This window comes from Paenactinomyces guangxiensis (genome assembly GCF_016055185.1).
GTDB classification, from domain to species: domain Bacteria; phylum Bacillota; class Bacilli; order Thermoactinomycetales; family Thermoactinomycetaceae; genus Paenactinomyces; species Paenactinomyces guangxiensis.
Map to the genome: position 1 here is coordinate 212,649 of NZ_JAECVR010000002.1, position 18,356 is coordinate 231,004.

Annotated in this window: 16 protein-coding genes and 2 pseudogenes; 16 read left to right on the forward strand and 2 right to left on the reverse strand. The window is 43.8% G+C overall.

Annotated features, from left to right (window positions below; all coding sequences use genetic code 11):
• Positions 1-176: 176 nt before the first annotated feature.
• From I8U27_RS04200 to I8U27_RS04265, 15 genes and pseudogenes are all read left to right on the forward strand, one after another.
• Positions 177-986 carry a carbon-nitrogen hydrolase family protein gene (locus tag I8U27_RS04200; RefSeq protein WP_181750752.1) on the forward strand — a complete coding sequence of 270 codons (810 nt, stop codon included), beginning with the start codon at positions 177-179 and terminating at the stop codon, positions 984-986.
• A gap of 221 nt (positions 987-1,207) precedes the next feature.
• On the forward strand, positions 1,208-2,101 hold the full coding sequence (locus I8U27_RS04205; RefSeq protein WP_181750753.1) for a nitrilase family protein: 894 nt from the start codon (positions 1,208-1,210) through the stop codon (positions 2,099-2,101).
• Positions 2,102-2,119: 18 nt separating this feature from the next.
• Positions 2,120-3,349 (forward strand): hypothetical protein, encoded by a 1,230-nt coding sequence (locus I8U27_RS04210; protein WP_181750754.1) that lies wholly within the window; start codon positions 2,120-2,122, stop codon positions 3,347-3,349.
• A 553-nt stretch (positions 3,350-3,902) separates the two neighbouring features.
• Positions 3,903-5,325 (forward strand): annotated as a pseudogene (locus I8U27_RS04215) (aldehyde dehydrogenase family protein).
• A gap of 122 nt (positions 5,326-5,447) precedes the next feature.
• The gene (locus tag I8U27_RS04220) at positions 5,448-5,651 is read left to right on the forward strand and encodes a hypothetical protein (protein ID WP_181750755.1); all 204 of its coding nucleotides are present in this window, start codon (positions 5,448-5,450) and stop codon (positions 5,649-5,651) included.
• 424 nt (positions 5,652-6,075) lie between these two features.
• A complete protein-coding gene (locus I8U27_RS04225) occupies positions 6,076-8,202 on the forward strand; it encodes a BglG family transcription antiterminator (RefSeq protein WP_181750756.1) in 2,127 nt (708 codons plus the stop codon).
• The gene (locus tag I8U27_RS04230) at positions 8,199-8,636 is read left to right on the forward strand and encodes a PTS sugar transporter subunit IIA (RefSeq protein ID WP_181750821.1); all 438 of its coding nucleotides are present in this window, start codon (positions 8,199-8,201) and stop codon (positions 8,634-8,636) included. The genes I8U27_RS04225 and I8U27_RS04230 overlap by 4 nt, the downstream gene beginning before the upstream one ends.
• A gap of 1 nt (position 8,637) precedes the next feature.
• Positions 8,638-8,901, forward strand: coding sequence for a PTS sugar transporter subunit IIB (locus I8U27_RS04235; protein ID WP_181750757.1), 264 nt, complete (start codon positions 8,638-8,640; stop codon positions 8,899-8,901).
• A 29-nt stretch (positions 8,902-8,930) separates the two neighbouring features.
• Positions 8,931-10,226 (forward strand): PTS ascorbate transporter subunit IIC, encoded by a 1,296-nt coding sequence (locus tag I8U27_RS04240; protein WP_181750758.1) that lies wholly within the window; start codon positions 8,931-8,933, stop codon positions 10,224-10,226.
• Between the two features lie 207 nt (positions 10,227-10,433).
• Positions 10,434-11,426, forward strand: a complete 993-nt coding sequence (locus tag I8U27_RS04245; RefSeq protein WP_181750759.1) for a phosphotriesterase family protein — start codon at positions 10,434-10,436, stop codon at positions 11,424-11,426.
• Positions 11,427-11,438: 12 nt separating this feature from the next.
• Complete coding sequence (locus tag I8U27_RS04250; RefSeq protein WP_181750760.1) at positions 11,439-12,179, forward strand: creatininase family protein; 741 nt, start codon at positions 11,439-11,441, stop codon at positions 12,177-12,179.
• 169 nt (positions 12,180-12,348) lie between these two features.
• Positions 12,349-13,098 (forward strand): SIS domain-containing protein, encoded by a 750-nt coding sequence (locus I8U27_RS04255; RefSeq protein ID WP_181750761.1) that lies wholly within the window; start codon positions 12,349-12,351, stop codon positions 13,096-13,098.
• Positions 13,099-13,164: 66 nt separating this feature from the next.
• Positions 13,165-13,338, forward strand: a complete 174-nt coding sequence (locus I8U27_RS21265) for a hypothetical protein (protein WP_374057901.1) — start codon at positions 13,165-13,167, stop codon at positions 13,336-13,338.
• A 37-nt stretch (positions 13,339-13,375) separates the two neighbouring features.
• Positions 13,376-14,066, forward strand: a pseudogene (locus tag I8U27_RS04260) (aspartate/glutamate racemase family protein).
• 193 nt (positions 14,067-14,259) lie between these two features.
• Positions 14,260-14,427: a phospholipase D-like domain-containing protein gene (locus tag I8U27_RS04265; protein WP_181750762.1), complete on the forward strand. Its 168-nt coding sequence runs from the start codon at positions 14,260-14,262 to the stop codon at positions 14,425-14,427.
• 580 nt (positions 14,428-15,007) lie between these two features.
• Here the strand turns inward: I8U27_RS04265 and I8U27_RS04270 are convergent.
• Positions 15,008-15,244 (reverse strand): hypothetical protein, encoded by a 237-nt coding sequence (locus I8U27_RS04270; protein ID WP_181750763.1) that lies wholly within the window; start codon positions 15,242-15,244, stop codon positions 15,008-15,010.
• Positions 15,245-15,388: 144 nt separating this feature from the next.
• Between I8U27_RS04270 and I8U27_RS04275 the strand changes: the two genes are divergently transcribed.
• Positions 15,389-16,918 (forward strand): class I adenylate-forming enzyme family protein, encoded by a 1,530-nt coding sequence (locus I8U27_RS04275; RefSeq protein WP_181750764.1) that lies wholly within the window; start codon positions 15,389-15,391, stop codon positions 16,916-16,918.
• A gap of 246 nt (positions 16,919-17,164) precedes the next feature.
• Here I8U27_RS04275 and uvsE read toward each other — a convergent pair whose 3' ends face one another.
• A complete protein-coding gene (uvsE, locus tag I8U27_RS04280) occupies positions 17,165-18,133 on the reverse strand; it encodes a UV DNA damage repair endonuclease UvsE (RefSeq protein ID WP_181750765.1) in 969 nt (322 codons plus the stop codon).
• Positions 18,134-18,356: the final 223 nt, after the last annotated feature.

Genomic DNA, 18,356 nt, shown 5'->3' on the forward strand with positions numbered 1-18,356 from the left:
GATAATGCACCGGCTTAATAGAATGAATATGCATCGATGCATAAAAACGCTTTCTTTTAGATTCATATTTATCTTGAAAATTCGTATTTTGGGGCGGGAATTTACCCGCCTTTACTTTGTTGGCACAATACTTGCTTGTTTAAATAAATGAGAACGTTTCAGAAAGAAGGTGAGATATGTCCAGTAAGTTAAAAGTTGCGGCTGTTCAAATGAATTGCGTTCCCGGAAACAAAACGGAGAATCTAAAAAAAGCGAAGGGATTGATTGAAGAAGCCGTGGGACAAGGCGCAAAATTGATTGTCCTGCCGGAACTATTCAATACCGGATATCGTGTGGAAGAATATGATATGGATCTGGCGGAAACGATTCCGGGTCCCACCACAGACTGGATGGGTGAACTGTGCAGAGAGAACGGGATTTACGCAGTCGGCTGTGTGCTGGAGAATGGCAACACCGCCGGACTTGTATATGACACAGCTGTAGTTGTGGGGCCGGGCGGGCTTGTCGGTACCTACAGGAAAATTCACCTGTGGGATGCGGAGAATACACGATTTACAAAAGGAGAAGATTTTCCCGTTTTTAATCTGGGGTTTGCCCGGGTCGGCGTGCAGATCTGTTATGAAGTCGGATTCCCTGAAGGAACTCGAATTCTGGCGTTAAACGGCGCGGATATAGTGGTTTTTCCATCTGCTTTTGGAAAAGCCCGCCTTTATGCATGGGACGTGGCTACACGTTCCAGGGCACTGGAAAACGGCCTTTATGTCATTGCTTCCAATCGGACGGGTACCGAAAAAGGGGAAACGACGTTTGGCGGGATGAGCCGCATAGTCAATCCGCAGGGTCTGGTACTGGCTGAAGCGACTCGGGAAGATGAGATGATTGTCTCTGAGGTTGATTTGAATCTGGTTGCCAGGCAACGCCGAACCATCCCGTATTTAAGGGATTTTAACAAGAGTGTTATTTTAAAGGGATTGTCCTCTTGTTGAAACAAGAAACTAGTGACCCATCCGGGAAATTGGTTGGGAATGGCGTAACAGATTCGCCTTTGCACTCACAGAGTACAGGTCTCTCCAGGGTCGCTCCGGTCTCTGGTCTCGCAAAGCGCTTTTTAAGAACTTGCAGAAGGCCCACCATCCCGACCGCCCCCGTATTTTTTGGGGAAACAATCGAACAAAGTAGTACTATCTGGTATTAGGAGGTCAGAATAATGAGTGAACAAATGCATGAAAGTCCCGTCAAAGTAGCCGTTGTCCAGATGGACCCGCAAGTAGGTCTGGAGAACAAAGCGAAAAACGTACAAATGACGCTTGACTACATCAACCAAGCGGCTTCAAATGGAGCCAAACTCATTGTACTCCCTGAACTATGCAACACGGGCTATAGCTTCCAGACACGAGAAGAAGCATTTGCTCACGCAGAACCAGTTCCCAACGGCAAGACGGTAGAAACCTGGGTTGCTATAGCAAACGAAAGAAATGTCTATCTCGTCGCAGGCATTACTGAACTAGACGGTAATTACTTGTATGACTCCGCCGTTCTGATTGGTCCAGAAGGGTATATCGGTAAGTATCGAAAGGCGCATTTGTGGTATAAGGAAAAGTTGTTCTTTACACCGGGGGACACTGGGTTTCCGGTCTTCGAAACGAAGATGGGTCGCATCGGCTTGCTGATTTGTTGGGATATTTGGTTCCCGGAGGTTGCAAGGATACTGAGCATGCAGGGGGCCGATATCATCTGTTCATGCAACAACTGGGTATGGACGCCACCCCCGTTGTTTGATGAGACAGGTAAGTGCATGGCGAGCTATCTGACCATGACGGCCGCACATTCCAACAACTTGTTTATCGCTGCAGCCAACCGTGTCGGCGAAGAACGGGGAGGAAAGTTTTTGGGGTGCAGCTTAATTGCCGGAAATAATGGTTGGCCGATTACGGGTCCGGCAAGTCCGGAAGAGGAGACGATCCTGTACGCGGACATTAACCTTGTTTCCTCACGGCAGGCACCCATTTGGAACGAACTCAATGATTTGATCCGGGACAGGCGCACCGACTTGTATAACGAGATGCTGGGATATCAGCTCGGAAAAAAACTGCCTCGTTAACTTAATAGGGGGGGTCGTATGAAATCGCGTATACGCATCTTACCCGGATTTCTTATTGTTGTTATCACAGGGTTTGCCCTGTATATGATGATGGTCAGCTTACAGACGAAGCTACTGGCCCATCCCATACTCTTTGACTACGACACCTTACAGAAGCAAGCGGTGTCGAACGTGCAATGGCGTTTGCTATGGCTGATTGGAGACACCACGGAAGCACAATTTTATAAGAGTGTGTTCGCAGGTATAGGTCTGTTGACATTTGCATTGATCGCCCATGTCCTGGATCGATGGCGTTTGAGATGGGCAGGATTCCCCATTGCTTACGGAACAGGGCTATGGCTGTGGATCTTTTTTGCATCCATGGTAGGCTTGTTTGTTTCCGTCTTTCTGTACGGTGGACAACTTTCACATGGATGGGTTCCGACATTCGTTCCCTTTGTAAGTGTTCCAGCCGGGGTGGTACTTATCTACGGACGGGGATGGAAGACCGCAGTAACCGGAGGAATCCTCGGGGGTCTATTCACCTTCCCAATTTCCTGGTTTCTTATTGAGAAGATCTTGAACCCTTTAGGGTACCCATCCGTGATCGGGAACGTTACAGGGATGTGGCTGGGAGCTATACTGGTTTTTGAAATCTGTCGTTATTTGCCGTGGATGAGTCCTGGACAAGTTACTCCGATAGAATCATCAGCAGACAACGGCGGGAATTCAGAAATAACACAACAAGAAATTGCCACGACAATTGAGACACCTGAAACAGGGCAACTGAAAAAGGATCTTGGTTCAATGTGGTTTGTCCGTCGTGTACTGGCTGACTTCACGGAAGCACCTTTCTACGCGAATGAACTTGCGTCTATTGGATTGATTCTCGGTGCAATTTTGAGTTGGGTGTTGAATCCACTGAACCCTGCCTATGGGTCCGGTGTTTTTCCAGCCATTCTCCTCAGCCAAATACTGACTGCAGCCATCGGGATTTTCCTGTACTATGACTTGTGGAAGAAACTGGGGTGGTATCCTACCTTTGTGCCCTTGGTCAGCGTGGCACCAGCAGTTGTGCTGACTTTTAATGGCTCGATGACCAGTATTATTGCAGGTGCTTTGCTCGGTGCATTAGCAGGACCGCCGTTTGCGCAATGCATAATACGTATCTTGCCAAAACACTACCATGGATTTATTGGCAATACCCTATCCATGGCTGTATGTACATGGGTCATTATCTCCATGTTAAAGTACGTACAGGGACTCTAATGCCTTTGAGCAGGAAAAGTAAAAGATGAAAACATACTTCACAGCGGGTCGCTGAAAATGCGAGCCGTTTTTCTTTTAGGAGCGAGGAGAAGTATAAATGACAGGTGCTTCTTGGAGTCTGTGATCCTCAAGTTCTATATGCCAAAATCAAGTGCTCCTTCTATTTGTTGCTTATATAGGAACATCGATCTTCTCTGATAGACATTTCCATCCTGCCGTAAATTCAAAATAAAAAGAACAGTATCAATTATTGCAATTATATTATAAAAACATCATCACAGTTGCGCATAGAAGAACTATGGTGTTGTATGGTGAACGTTCTTGTTTTACTATAAATATCAGGAAGCATGGGAAATGTGTAAATTTTGATATTTTGCATCTTTTAATTCGGGGAGCCACAATTGCATTCCAGGTAAAACCACCAGGAGAATGAATCGTCCCGCGCGTTCCTGCTCACATCAATGGCCGGGATTACCATCAAGATTGTATGATTCATGAAATGATAAAGGAGGTTTTTAGAGCCGTGAAATTTTCAGAATAGAACAAATTTTTTATTAACGGGGTTTGGAGGAAAGGATCGAGCAGTTCCAGCTGTATCAATCAGAATCCATATAATGGCGAACTCCTGGTGGAAATGCAATTGGCAAATAAGAATGATGTGGATGAAGCATACAGGGCTGCTAAGAACGCGCAGAAGGTATGGGAAAATGTGCCTGCTTTCGATAAATCGGCAACCATCGAAAAGGCGGCACAAATCCTGGAAAATCGTAAAGAGGAAGTCATCAGCCTATCATAGAGGAGACGGAGAGTTCTTTTGTTAAAGCGAACTTTGAAGTAAATAGCGCTATCCAGTTTATGAAGGAAACGGCAACTTATCCCTTGCGCATGCGTGGAGACCTTCTGCCTTCAATTATACCGGGTAAAGAAAATCGGGTTTATCGTATTCCATTAGGTGTTGTGGGTGTGATTGCCCCCCTGGAATGTTCCGCTCCATCTGGCTATGCGTTCCGTGACAGCGGCACTTGCGGCAGGAAACGGCGTTGTACTAAAACCTGACTCACAAACATTTATCGCTGGCGGGATCATTATTGCCGAGGTGTTTCAGGAAGCCGGAATCCCTGCCGGATTGTTGAATGTTATTGTCTACGATCTGAATGAAATCGGAGACTATTTTTTGGAACACCCGATTCCGAGAATGATTTCATTCACCGGATCAACCGCTGCCGGCCGGCATATAGCAACGGTTGCCGCTCAAAATCTTAAAAAAGCCGCTCTCGAGCTGGGAGGCAATAGCGCATTTGTTGTTCTCGATGACGCAAATGTTGAACAAGCAGCTTCTGCCGCAGCTTTCGGAAAATTTATTCATCAGGGTCAAATTTGTATGTCTGTCAACAGAATCATTATAGACCGCAAAATCTATCAACCGTTTGTTGATGTATTTAAGGAAAAGGTTTCTAAAATTAAAACGGGGAATCCTGGAACCGGATACGATGATTGGCCCGCTGATCAACAGAAAACAAGTAGACCGAATCCTGAACTTAATCGAAAAGAGCGTGCAAGAAGGAGCCAGGCTGATTTTTAAAGGAAATGTAAGGGACAATTTGATGGAACCATTCATTCTCATCGACGCCACAAATAACATGACCATTGCACAGAGCGAAATTTTTGGGCCAGTTGCCGTTATCATTCCGGTGGACAGTGAAAAAGAGGCCATTGAAGCGGCAAATGCTACCCCTTACGGGCTGAGCGGATCGGTTTTCGCCGGAACGATTGAAAGAGGGATTCGTGTCGCTAAGCAAATTCAAACCGGAATGATTCATGTCAATGATCAAAGTGTAAACGATGAACCGCATATCGCTTTCGGAGGGGAGAAAAATTCGGGATTGGGCAGGTTTGGAGGCAAATGGTCTCTGGAGGAATTTACCATAAGATGGATTTCCGTTCAAAATGAACCGCGTCAATATCCTTTCTCTTAAATGATTTGAAGGCGCATTCAAAAAGCATCGGATGAAACATGAAAGGTTTTTGTATCGTTTTCCGCGCTAACCAGAAACATGTTAATGTAGTTCACTGCGTCGATGGGAGAGCAGCGTTTGGAATGTATAATTTTATTTCAGAAATCGGGGCGGTTCTATCTCCCGTTGTTGCCGGGGTTCTTCGTGACAGTACAGGGAACTGGGGTATACCGCTGATCCTTGATGGAGTTCTATTAGCAGCAAGCTGTTTATTTGTGATCGGGGTTTCCACTAAAGTGATTCATCCTGTTTCTGTTCAGCCGGTGATAAAGAGAGATGTGCCGTGAAAAAGGGCTTACGATCCATTGTTCAGGAGAGAGTGGACCCCGCTTTCGTTATGGAATGCAGGAGGCCAGGCACAAAGATCAACGTGTTACTCATGAAGCCAAAGATGGTTCTAATATGGCAGATGATATGACCTTTTTTTAACCACACGGGTGAACAGGCTTGGAAATATCATGAAATTCCGTTTGCCATCCACGGGAACATTGTGGATGGCTTTCTTCTTGTGTGCCAGAACGGTGTATTGATTTGTTTAGAATCTCACAATCTGTTTCTGTCTGCCTCTTCAATCTATTACAGAGTACAATTTTTGCACAATAGACTTACTATAATTGGGACTTAAGTCTTTGGTTTCCTTATGTTATATTCAAATTAAAGTTACAGGATTTTAAAGAATTTGCGCAAATAACTGTAACGATGGAGGATCCTATGTTTTTAAATCAACGCTGTACCATCATTCTCGAGAAATTGATGAATTCCAATTCTTATGTGTTGATAAATGAATTAGTTGAAGAACTGAAAGTGTCCAGGCGTTCGATCTATTATGACTTAGAAAAGATCGATGGATGGTTAAAAAATCATGGCCTGCCTCCTGTTTCACGCATTCGGTTCACCGGGATCTCTCTTCACCCGAAGACCAAAGAAGCAATTCCATCTCTTATCAAAACCATTAATACTCAAGAATACGAGTATACGGTTGAAGAAAGAAAAGCGTGGATTGCCATTTGTTTGCTGTCACAAAACAGGCCGTATCATATTGACGATTTGATGCAAATGACAAACGTCAGTCGAACCACAACAATCGAAGATCTGAAGAAGCTGAAAGAAGACCTTCTTCGCTACCGTTTACAATTAAAATATGAACGAAAACACGGTTATCAGATTGCAGGCCAGGAAAATAATATCCGTCGAGCGATTGTTTATTTCTTATCGCGGTTTTACACCAGAAATGACTGGAAAGGTATCTCAAGCCAAATTCATCTCATATTGAATAACCAGATGATCAACAGGCAAATCGAAGAGAACGGCCTGCAAAAGATATATAAAATTATTACTGAATCTGAACAACTCCTCGGTAAGCAATTTACGGATGATGTGTTAATGAGCTTATCCATCCGTCTTCTTCTATTTATCAATCGCTTTGTGCAAGGGCATATCGTTTCGATCGACCTCGTTGAGAAAAAAGTCCTGCAGGCAACCAGAGAATATGTAGCGGCAAGGGGAATCGCGAATCAGTTGGAGTCAGCATTGGCGATTCATTTCCCGGAAAATGAAACCGTATACATGACTATTCATCTACTGGGGGCAAAAGTGAACACATTTGATGCGGAAGATGAACAGGGCTCTGCCTTACAAACTGTTGTTCAACAGATGGTCAATGATTTTGAAACCTTTGCCTGTATCCAATTTCAACAAAAAGACCGCCTGGTCAATAATTTGCTGGTCCACTTAAAGCCTGCTTATTATCGCATTAAGTACGGGATCGATGTAGAGAATCCATTAGCTGAAACGATTAAAACCAAATATGGAGATGTATTTGATATTACCAGGCGAGCGGCTCATCACTTTGAAGGGTTCACTGGCAATCCGGTTAGCGATGGAGAACTTGCTTATATTGCGATGCATTTCTTAGGGTGGATAAATCAGGGGGACCGGGTTACACCCAGGCAGAAAGTATTAATCGTCTGCCCGAACGGAGTAGGGACTTCGAGAATTCTGCAAAAGCAACTGGAAGATCTGTTTCCCAATCTTGAAGTGTCCGATGTGGTTTCTACCCGTCAGTATGAGGAGATGGAACTCAATGTTGATGTTGTCCTGTCGACCTCAACCATACGCAGACGAAATAAGCCTGTCTGGATCGTGAATCCTATCCTCAATGAATCAGAAAAAGAAATGCTGTATAAAAAAGTGAATGCGTTGTTTCCAGCCCGCAAAAACAGTTGGTCCGCACAGGCTTTGCTGGAGATGATTAAAAAATATGCCACTGTTCACCAGGAAGATAAATTGTTACAAGAATTGAAGGAATACATCAGTTCACCGGTAAAGACCATTGATCTAAACCAATGTTCTCCTTCACTCAATCGGTTAATTACGGACAATCGGGTGGTAATGGAAAAGGAGGTTGCAAACTGGCAATCTGCCATCCGTTTAGCGGCTGCACCTTTGCTGCATGAAGGGACCATTACAGAACATTATGTAGAGGCCATGATACAACAAATAGAGAAAAGAGGACCCTATATTCTCTTAGCTCCTCAAATTGCCATTCCCCATGCGAGGGCGGAAGATGGAGTCAACCAGCTGAGTATGAGCTTACTGAAGCTGGAAAAAAGTGTCTCATTTTCTTCAAAAAAGGAGCATGAAGCCAAACTCTTTATTGTTCTGGCAAACATCGATGATCATGCTCATTTAAAAGCGCTGGCCCAATTAAATCGAATGCTGAGTCAAGCTGAGGTTAGGAAGAAATTGGTACAAACGAACAGAAAAGAAAAAATATTACAGCTGATCGACGAATACTCTCTTGATGAGAATACAGGGGTAAGGACGTGTCAGGATTGAGATTTCTCGAAGAAAGTTTAACTCATTTTGGTGTAGAGGCAGAAAGTCCTGTCCAGGCGATCCGGGAAGCGGGGAGATTACTGGTCAATGCAGGAACCGCCAGTGAGTCCTACATCGAAGCCATGCTTCATTCTTTTGAGAAAAACGGACCCTATTTTGTGATTGCTCCCCATATCGCTCTTCCTCATGCCAGACCGGAAGATGGAGTGATAGAAGCATCGGTATCCATGATTCAACTGAAGAATCCTGTAAAATTCGGCCATCAAGCCAATGATCCCGTCAGGCTGGTTTTCGCCATAGGTGCTTCTTCCAGTGAAGATCACCTGGAGCTTCTGCAGAAAATATCGACTTTGCTCAGTAATCAGGAGAATGTGAAGAAACTGGGAGAAGCGAAATGCTATGAAACTATCCAGGAGTTAATAGGGGGAATCTAAGTTGAAAATTTTATGTGTATGCGGGTTGGGACAGGGAACCAGCCTGATTTTGCGGATGAATGTAGAAAATGTTTTAAAACAACTGGGCATTCAAGCAGAAGTGGAACATGTGGATGTATCAACGGCATCCGGTTTAGCTGCTGATCTCATCATTACAAGTAATGAATTAGCCCAGTCACTGGCCGGTCACACTGCAAAGATCGTCATTGTCAACAACTATTTTGATACTGGAGAAATTAAAACAGCCTTGCAAAGCCATATCTAAGTGCCAGTGAGAAAGGAGCGGGGTTACTGATGGAAGTGATTCAATGGATTGCGACCAATATTTTTGGAGTACCGGCATTTTTACTGGGTTTTATCGTATTGCTCGGGTTATTGCTGCAGAAAAAGACAGCCAGCCAAATTACAAGTGGAACTTTTAAAGCGGTTATCGGATTTTTGATTATCGGTGCAGGTTCTGGTGTCATAGTAAATTCTTTACAAGTGTTTGAACCCATGTGGAAAGAAGTTTTTAACCTGAAGGCAAGCAGTCTGGGCCAATTCATGGGGCAGGATAAATTTAATGTCAAATTTGGCAGTGCAGTCACACTGGCCATGACGATCGGTTTCTTAATTAACGTACTTCTCGCCCGTTTTACCCGATTCAAATATATCTATTTAACCGGGCACATGATGTTCTGGACAACCACGATTTTTGCCGGGATCGTAATCAACACGGCAGGTGAAGTGTCTTTTGTGAAACTGGTTGCTTTCCTGGCCGTAATGATGGGACTTTACTGGACGCTTCAACCCGCTCTTACTCAGCCGTTCTTGCGGAAAATCACCGGCAATGACAACATCGCCCTGGGTCACACTTCTGCCTCTGTCGTATTATTAGCGGCCCTGGCCGGGAAAGTGTTAGGAAATAAGGAAAATGACTCGGAAAAGATAAAACTGCCCAAAGGGCTGGAGTTCATCCGGGATTCCAATGTAATAACCGCACTGACCATGGGTATTCTCTTCTTCATCGGAGCGCTGATTCTAACGACCAAAGACACTGCTGGTGCCAGAGAACTGATGGCCAAAGCGGGAGAACAAAATTTTGTCATGTACTCGATAATCCAATCCCTGACTTTCGCGGGTGGGATCGCCATCGTACTGATGGGAGTTCGGATGTTTATTGGGGAAATGGTGCCAGCATTTAATGGGATTGCAACCAAACTCGTTCCAGGCTCCAGACCCGCATTAGACTGTCCGATTGTTTACCCCTATGCTCCGAATGCTGTCATTCTGGGATTCTTAGGTTCTTTCATCGGGGCAATCATCTGGCTCGTGGTCATTGGCAATACGGTTGCCTATGTTTTTGTTCCCACGATGATCGTATTATTCTTCCACAGTGCGACTGCAGGGGTGTTTGGTAATTCGACAGGTGGTGTCCGCGGTGCGTTGCTTGGCGGGTTTATCACCTCAACCGTTGTGGCCTGGGGACAATTTATCATGGTGAAAATGCTGATCAGCAGCACGATTCCCGACACGGCCATGTGGGCGGCAGACAGTGATATGTTCATCCTTGGTCCGATTGTGAAGTTCTTAGCTCATTTATTGTTTTAATCCGAACGTGTTGATTATATAGATTTTTTGATCGGTTCTAATGGGTCAGGTGCCGGTTTGCCGACACAGAAGTTGTTAGAGCTTTTAGCTTTTAGAACTGCTTGTCCCTGTGGGGCTCCGCTCCCATCCGGCGGCAAGCCGCTCATCGCCAGACCAATACCTCCCTGATCATTTTTAGTTTCATATATCGAAAAGAAGGTGTAATCAATGGGTTTTATCCGAACACTTCGTGGAGACATTTCTCCTGATGAACTGGGGTTTACCTATTCTCATGAGCATATTGTCTGTACGCCTCCCTACTGGAAGGAGAAAAAGGAGGAGGATCTCTTATTAGACGATAAAGAGAAATCGAAAAAAGATGTCCGGGATTTCGTGCGTGCAGGTGGCAAATCCATCATCGATGCAACTGCCGTGGACTATGGACGAAATGTACCTGCTGTCAAAGAAATCTCAGAGGAATTGGGCGTTCATATCATCGGAACTGCCGGCTTTAATAAGAGTTTTCTCTGGGAAGCGAAGATTCCTTCACATTTGAAAGAAGTGATCGGCAATTATGAGACGTATTACGAATGGATTGAAAAGCAGTCCATCCACCAACTCGCGGTTTTTGTTATTTCCGAAGTAGAAGAAGGTCTGGAAGGTACACCATATAAAGCCGGGCAGGTTAAGTTTGGAACCGGTTATAATCGCATCACTCCGCTTGAAGAAAAAACGATTCGTGCTGTAGCGAGAGCTCACCATGAAACTAAAGCGCCCATCCATTCTCATACAGAAGCCGGAACGATGGCTTTGGAACAAATTGAAATCTTACAGAGTGAAAATGTGGATTTACGGCATGTATCTTTTGGACATATGGATCGCAACATTGATCTTACTTACTACAAACAAATCGCCAGAACGGGTGCTTTTCTATCCTTTGATGGAATAGGGAAGATTAAGTACGCTCCGGAAAGTGCCCGAATACAGGCAATCCTGTCTTTAGTGAAGCTGGGATTTGAAGATCAGATTCTCATCAGCGGGGATACAGCAAGGAAATCCTACTATAAACATTACGATTATGGCCTGGGTCTTCAATATATCATTACAAAATGGGTTCCACGTTTTATCGAAGAAGCAAATGAAGCCGGTTTGGATGGCGAGGCGTTGATCAAGAAGTTTTTTATTCAAAATCCTGCCGTTTGTTTTGCCTTTAAGAAGTAAGGGGACTTGCAAATGGACTATTCTCTGGAAAACTCTTTTGAAGTACAAGAAAAAATCAGGGAGAAAAAAGTAGCGATTTTACCGATCGGTGCTGTTGAAGCACACGGACCCCACTTGCCCCTGGGAACAGATAACATTTTAGCAGAACGGTTAGCCGATAAAATAGCATCAGAAGTGGATGCATTTGTCCTCCCGCTTCTTCCATACGGGCAAGTATGGAGTTTGAAGAACTTTCCGGGAAGTTTAACGATCTCCAACCAAACCTTGATCCAATTGGTCACGGATTTAGGCAAGAGCTTATATGAACAGGGTTTTAAAGTATTCGTTTTACTCAGCGCCCATCTGGGAAATATTACCGCATTAAAAGAAGCGGCGCGACACTTATATGAGAGCACTCCCGGGTTGACCGTGTTATCATTTTTCTACCCCGGTACGACGGAAGTGATGAATCAAGTCAGAGAAGGAGAGAAGGTACATCACACCTATATTCACGCCTGTGAAATAGAAACGTCTATCATGTTATATCTGGCTGAAGAATTTGTCGATATGTCAAAAGCCATCAAGGATCTTCCAGATATTCCTCCGGATGCCGATGTGACCCCCACACCGTGGGAGAGGTTTACCCGGACAGCTGTGCTCGGTGATGCGACTCTGGCTACCAGAGAAAAAGGCGAAAAAATAGTGACTTTAGCCATAAAGAATAGTGTGAGGTTAATCGAACATGCAAAAAAACGCGATAGAACAACTCAATAAAATAGATCGCTTCCTGCTCTTTTATTTTCTGGTCAAAGACCACAACGATACAAATATCAGGGAATGGGCCAGCTCCGATTCGGGGTTTCCATCTTAACGGCCCGGAAACAGGGAAAACCAGACTGGATGAGGTAAAAAGAATGTTACAAAGTATACAGGAGGTTCTAATATGCTGCAAACCTATCTAAACAAAGTGAAAGAACTCCTTGACGTCATCGAGAAAAACGAACTGGATCACATGAAACAGGCAGCTCAAAAAGTAGCAGAAGCCATCCAAAAAGGGGGGATTATCCATCTTTTTGGTTGCGGTCACTCCCATATCCTGACGGAAGAAGTATTTTATCGCGCGGGGGGGTTAGTTCCTATCCATCCCATTTTGCACGAACCTTTGATGCTGCATGAAGGGGCTGTCAGATCTTCTCAACTGGAAAGAAAAAATAACTATGCAGAGTTATTCTTGAAAGATCACGATATCCGTGAACATGACATTTGTTTTGTCCTCTCTACCTCCGGCAGAAATCCTGTACCCGTCGATGTAGCCAACCATTTCAGACAAAAAGGCGTTTTCGTCATCGGGATTACTTCGATCACCTATTCCAGCAGCCAGCCATCCAGACATCAGAGTGGAAAGCATTTATTTGATTCTGTTGATATCGTCATTGATAATCACTCACCGATCGGGGATGCCGTCCTAACTCATGAACAGGTAAAAGTGCCTTTTACCCCCACTTCGACCGTCATCGGTGCCACCATTTTAAACGCTATTTTTTCGGAAGCAATCACAATAATGGCGGAAAACGGTTTTGAGCCTCCTGTGTTTTTAAGCGGGAATATCAATGGGGCGGACGAGCACAATAATCAACTGATTGCGAAGTATGCGGACAGAATTCCCCTCCTGACATTAAATCTGGAAGGCTGACTCGGCAGCTCTCTCAATCCGTTGTTGAAACGGACCTTGGTATATTACGATTCACGCTGGGCTGGCTTGAGCGCACTGATGGCAGCCCGTGCGATTGGATGGCCTATCATCGCTGTTGATATACACGACAATCGCTTTCAACTCGCCACGGAACTGGGAGCCACCTATACCATAAGTTGGATAGATACACATTCTGGGGTACCACTTTGCAGTATAATCAAAAAAGAGGGGGAATTCTAATAAAATCTCGGAAGAATGCGAAGAGGGAGGGTTTATTTTGAAAGTAATTGGCCTTTTAGGTGGAATGAGCTGGGAATCGTCTGCTATTTACTATCAAATTATACAACAGGGTGAAAGAAAAATTAGGAGGGCATCATTCGACAGAAAGTATGATGTATTCCGTTAACTTTCAACGAATTAAAGAATTTCAACATGCTGGAAAATGGGAAGAAGCTACCGATGTGATGATTCATGCAGCCCGGAAGCTTGAAAAAGCAGGGGCTGATTTTTTAGTAATTTGTACAAACACAATGCATAAGATGGCAGAAGCTGTTCAAGAAAGTATTAAAATTCCACTACAACATATCGCTGATGCTACTGCAGAGGAAATTAAAGAAGATTCTATTCAGACTGTAGGATTACTTGCAACCAACTTTACTATGGAACAGGATTTCTATAAAGGGAAACTTAAAGATGTATATGGTTTAAAGGTTATTGTTCCTGCAGATGAGGAAAGAAAAATTGTTCACGAAATTATATATAACGAACTTTGTCTGGGTCAGGTTAAAGAAAAATCTAAAAAGAAATATTTGGAGATTATTGATCACCTGATACAACAAGGTGCTGAAGCTGTCATATTAGGTTGTACAGAAATAACAATGCTTATCGGGCAACAAGATGTATCTGTTCCAGTTTACGACACAACCAGGATTCATGCTATAAAGGCAGCAGATCTATCTATAAAGTAAGATATGCTCCTTGATTTTCCAAGGGCTGCGTAATTCCTGGATCGCCTTTTCTGTCTTTATATGGAAGATATTTAGGTACTGAGGGGTATGTCAAAAATGGCGTACCCTATTTGCTATATTTAAAGAATACAGAAATAAAGAATTTCCCCATTCGACAAATAATAACAGGAATGACGAAGGTGAAAAAGAAAAAATGAGCGGAGTCAAACTGATCACACATCATCTGATCAACGAACTGATCGGGGAAATAAAGCAGGCTTCTTCCATATACATCCTCACCTCTTTTGTCATGAAATCGGGTGTGCGGCTGCTTCAGCCACACTTGAAAGAAGCATTAAACAGAAACGCAGATGTCAAATGACTGGCAGGAGATTATCTGTACATCACCCAGCCTGACGCTTTAAAAGCTCTCGACGGGAGAATCGAAGTCCGTTTGTGGAAAGCAGGGGAAAGTCCTTTCATCCCAAGTGGTATTTGTTTCAGAAGGGGTTGAACGAAGGATCATTGTTCGTCGGATCATCCAACCTCTCCAGATCCGCTTTATAATCAATAGACTAAAATATCAAACAATTCCGCGTCCAAAAACATAACTTGGATTGAGAAAATTTAAAATAAAGCAATATAATTTAGCCATGAGCAGGTTGCTTACTGCCAATAGATTCAGTTCCATCCGGTTTATTGAATCGCCCTTAGGGGGGTGAAATAATTATTAAAATTCAAGTCGAGGGGCAGAATGAGCAGGTTCTCCCCTTTTTGTACGATCTGCAACAACGTCCATAAATCGAGCTGGTCAGCTTGGAAAATCAGCCCGGGGATACGGAGGAAGATGGGTCGGTTTTCGTTACTTGTTCCATCAGGTCTCATTCTAACCGCCGAATCAGGATCGTTCAACTTACAACGGCGGAAGGCACGGAGATTCATATTCCCATGCTCGATTTAATTCAAGTTGAAATAACTGATGGGGTATCCATTTTTTCCGGGGAGTATTCGATATTTTCGCGTAAAAAAAGAGAGGCGAAAAAAATGGCTACAGGAAGAAAGTTTCCTATACTTGCTATATTATGGCTGGAAAGGGGCTCATCATGAGTGTTTAGTTTTGGTTCGATGAATCGAAACAGAGGCTTATGATATCCCCATAAAAAATAATATAATTTTTCTATTTTTCCTAAAATAGCCATCAATACAAAACCTTCCTAATGAGATACAAAGTCTCAAAAGTTTTCTCACTATCACATAAAAAATCAGAAGGAAATTCAATAGTTTTGTAGAATTACATTAAAATACAAGATTATTATTGAAATCGGGACATCGAGGAGGTTATCATGAAAACGGTATCAGACATAATGAAGCATCGCGTGCGATTTTCTCCTCAATTGGAAGCCCTGGTGAGTGGAGAAAAGCGATATACTTTTCAAGAGTATAACCAGCGAGCAAACCAGCTTGCACATGTTTTACTTGAGAAATATGTGCAAAAAGGAGATCGGGTGGCGATTTTATGTAAAAACAGCCATCTCTTTCCCACGATCGTGTTGGCAATCTTGAAAGCGGGAGCCATAGCAGTTCCTTTGAATTGGCGGTTGAACCCGGGTGAATTGGATTATATTCTGAGGGACTGCCAGCCGAAGGTTCTGTTCTATGATGAAGAGTATGAGTCGACTCTCTCTTTCGTCCGCGAAGCAGGTCTTTTTTTCACTGCGATTCTAGCCGGTTCAGGAGTCGATTCCCATCCCTCGTTTGAAGCTCTCCTGCTCAACAGCTCTGTCATGGAACCGGATGTCCCTATTGATCCCGAGGATCCGGCAACGATCATCTATACTTCGGGAACCACGGGAAACCCCAAGGGAGTGGTATCGTGCCATCGAAATTGGTTTTACAGTGTTGTGTCTACGACGAATGCATTAGACTGGTGCGAGGGAGATCGCTATCTCGCTGCTTCTCCCATTTTTCATGCGAGTGGAATGATTGTCATTTTTAGCTCGATCTTGAGAGGAATGACGATGGTTTTAATGGCAGATTTCGATCCTGCCAAAATCCTGGATACCCTGGAAAGGGAAAGAATTAACAGTATGGTGGCCGTCCCTACCATGCTGATCTACCTGTTGCCAGAGGTAATGAAAACCGAAAGAGATTTGAGTTCGCTGAAATTCTTCATTTCAGGAGCGTCCAAAGTTCCTGAAAAACTGATTGAGCAATATCATTCATTTGGATATTCCGTCGTTCAAGCTTATGGTTGCACAGAAGCCTCTACCATTATTACCTATTGGAAACCGCGGATGGGATGGGACACTGTTCGTTCTGTTGGAAAACCTGTTCTGGAGGCAGAAATAAAAATTGTCGACCCGGAGACGGAACAGGAACTGCCTGCGGGTGAAGTCGGAGAAATTGTTTTTCGAGGACCTCATGTTTTTCAAGGCTACTGGAAGAATCCTGAAGCCACCGAGCAAACGTTACGGAATGGCTGGCTGTTCACCGGAGATGCCGGAAAACTGGATGAGGATGGATTTTTATATGTGATTGACCGCTATAAGGACCTGATCATCTGTGGAGGAACCAATATTTATCCGGCTCAAGTCGAACCAGTGATTCAAGAGCTGGAAGGAGTTCAAGAAGTGGCTCTCATTGGCATTCCCGATAAGGTTTGGGGAGAACTGGCTGTGGCTTACATCGTCAAGCGTCCCGGGTCCAATCTGACCGAAGACCAAGTAATCGATTACTGCAAACAAAAGTTGGCCAATTATAAAGTGGCGGGAGTGGTTTTTGTCGAAGATCTTCCGAAAAACAGCATGGGCAAAGTTCTCAAAAGGGTGTTGAGACAACAGGCGATCGACGCGTTGGAAGATAATGATGAATAGAAAGGAAACAAGTCGTCCCCGTCCGAGCCTTTGCCAACAAGTTGTGGGCTCCTTTTTAAATTTTGCCGGGGATTGACGAAGCTTATTCTTCTCAATCACGCCTGACAGGTGTCTGCTTTCATTACGGATATACCGGTTAAGTGGGAATTGACTACAGGTGCGAGTGGTGGTACTTGAAGGAGTGTTTAACGGGCAACGTTTAGCCAGGAGCAGGATAGATCTTTTGGCATTTATCCATATGGCGATCTAAAATGGTAAGTATTTCAAAGAGGCCTGGTTTACTCTTTCAATACCATCAATTGCTTCCAGTTCATCCATTAGACGAAACAATGCTTCATCCTTCATTTTCGCTTCGATCATTACATCCAACCTGTCTGTAGAGGCCTGGGCAATCCGAAGAAAAGGCAGAAGGTCATTGGGATTGACAAAATCAGCGTGGTTGAGAACTTCTTTATCATTTTTAGGGCTGGAGATGTGAATCTTTGGGGGGAATTTTTCTTTTTCCCATGTTTGCACGATATGTGGCCATAATTCTTCGACAGTCTCTCCGTGATTGTTCACTTTATGGTGATGGAGATCAAGTACCATGGGGACTCCGACTCTCTGTGCAATATCTAATGTTTCGCGAGCAGTAAATGTTCTATCATCATTTTCGAGACAGATGTATGCCTGAATGAGTGGATTCAGCCGTTTAAAGTGATCAATAAACCGCTGGCCCGCCGACTCCTTGTTACCGTAAACACCGCCCACATGGATGTTGCATTTATAAAAAGAATTAAGGCCCATTGCCCGCAGCATTTTGACGTGGTGGATTAAATCCTGCACCGATGCTTTAACGACATTCTTTTTCGGGGAATTGAGAACAGTAAAATGCTCTGGATGAAAACCAACCCTCATCCTCTTTTCCCTGATTAAGTTCCCGAGATCCTTGAATTCTCTCCTCAGTTCACGGATCAAATCCTTGCCTTCCAAGAGTGGATGTCCTAAGAGTGGGATGAGACGGGAAGAAAACCGATAAAAATAAATATCGTTTGCCACTGCATGATATATAATTCTCCTGGTATTATGGATATTTTCTTTTGAAATGCGAATGATTTTGCGTATAGCTGCATTCTTGTCTCTGATTTTTTTAAATGTTTTCACTGTTATGGTTTTCGACGGAGAAGAATTCAGAACATTCATACTCATAGCCACAAAACCAAACCGAATTAACATATATAATCACCTTTCCATAGTATGAACTAAGATTAGGGATATTATCCTGATCTCGAGATGGTTAGAGTTATCTCGATCCCCGGTAGGAAAGATTGAATGAGTTGGATCCTAAAAATGAAATAAAAAACCCCGCTTTGGCCGGGGAAACATACATGCTCGTGTGTTTTCATCTCCATTATATTGCACGGCGGTGAATAGAATTCAGGATCTGACGATCTATATT

Bases quoted from the DNA above. Each gene is read 5' to 3' on its own strand.
- I8U27_RS04255 (WP_181750761.1), top strand. From the start codon at position 12,349: ATGCTGCAAACCTATCTAAACAAAGTGAAAGAACTCCTTGACGTCATC.
- I8U27_RS04220 (WP_181750755.1), top strand. From the start codon at position 5,448: ATGTATAATTTTATTTCAGAAATCGGGGCGGTTCTATCTCCCGTTGTT.
- I8U27_RS04275 (WP_181750764.1), top strand. From the start codon at position 15,389: ATGAAAACGGTATCAGACATAATGAAGCATCGCGTGCGATTTTCTCCT.
- I8U27_RS04225 (WP_181750756.1), top strand. From the start codon at position 6,076: ATGTTTTTAAATCAACGCTGTACCATCATTCTCGAGAAATTGATGAAT.
- uvsE (WP_181750765.1), bottom strand. From the start codon at position 18,133: ATGTTAATTCGGTTTGGTTTTGTGGCTATGAGTATGAATGTTCTGAAT.
- I8U27_RS04270 (WP_181750763.1), bottom strand. From the start codon at position 15,244: ATGGCTATTTTAGGAAAAATAGAAAAATTATATTATTTTTTATGGGGA.
- I8U27_RS04245 (WP_181750759.1), top strand. From the start codon at position 10,434: ATGGGTTTTATCCGAACACTTCGTGGAGACATTTCTCCTGATGAACTG.
- I8U27_RS04240 (WP_181750758.1), top strand. From the start codon at position 8,931: ATGGAAGTGATTCAATGGATTGCGACCAATATTTTTGGAGTACCGGCA.
- I8U27_RS04210 (WP_181750754.1), top strand. From the start codon at position 2,120: ATGAAATCGCGTATACGCATCTTACCCGGATTTCTTATTGTTGTTATC.
- I8U27_RS04265 (WP_181750762.1), top strand. From the start codon at position 14,260: ATGAGCGGAGTCAAACTGATCACACATCATCTGATCAACGAACTGATC.
- I8U27_RS04250 (WP_181750760.1), top strand. From the start codon at position 11,439: ATGGACTATTCTCTGGAAAACTCTTTTGAAGTACAAGAAAAAATCAGG.
- I8U27_RS04205 (WP_181750753.1), top strand. From the start codon at position 1,208: ATGAGTGAACAAATGCATGAAAGTCCCGTCAAAGTAGCCGTTGTCCAG.
- I8U27_RS04200 (WP_181750752.1), top strand. From the start codon at position 177: ATGTCCAGTAAGTTAAAAGTTGCGGCTGTTCAAATGAATTGCGTTCCC.